Origin of the sequence: Providencia sp. M-27 (assembly GCF_011077905.1) — a bacterium.
In the GTDB taxonomy this organism is placed as follows: Bacteria; Pseudomonadota; Gammaproteobacteria; order Enterobacterales; family Enterobacteriaceae; genus Providencia; species Providencia huaxiensis.
This window is the reverse complement of sequence record NZ_JAALBT010000073.1, coordinates 1-627: the sequence shown is the minus strand read 5'-3', so window position 1 is coordinate 627 and position 627 is coordinate 1. Positions and strand designations below refer to the sequence as shown.

Annotated in this window: 1 protein-coding gene; it reads left to right on the top strand. The window is 42.7% G+C overall.

Annotation, left to right across the window (positions count from 1 at the left end):
- Positions 1 to 627 (top strand): SulP family inorganic anion transporter (locus G6Q48_RS21980; RefSeq protein WP_166268418.1); only part of this gene is annotated, 627 nt, incomplete at both ends.

The following is a 627-nucleotide window of genomic DNA, read 5'->3' as shown; positions in this document are numbered from 1 at the left end:
GGATGTGCGATGATCGGTCAATCCATTATCAATATAAAATCGGGTGGCCGAGGTCGATTATCGACACTGGTTGCGGGTGTTGTTTTATTGCTAATGGTGGTTTTTCTTAATGATTGGGTATCAAAAATCCCTATGGCGGCGTTAGTTGCTGTGATGATTATGGTGTCAATTGGAACCTTTTCTTGGCAATCCCTTGCCGATATACGAGTCCATCCGCTATCAACCAGCATCGTTATGATAGCCACCGTCATTGTTGTCGTTTGGACCCATAATCTGGCTTACGGGGTACTTGTCGGGGTGCTCATCGCAGCGCTTAATTTTGCCAATAAAGTCGCGAGATACATGACAGTTACATCAAGACTAGACAGAAAGGTACGTCATTATGAAGTTCGGGGACAAATTTTCTTTGCCACATCGGAACGCTTTGTTAATGCCTTTGATTTTAAAGAAGACATTGATAAAGCGATTATCGATGTGAATCATGCTCATTTTTGGGATATCACTTCCGTCAGCGCGTTAGATAAAGTGGTGATTAAGTTTCGACGTGAAGGCATTGATATTGAAATTAAGGGGATGAATGAAGCCACTGCAACGTTGGTTGATAAGTTTGGTATTCATGACGACCCG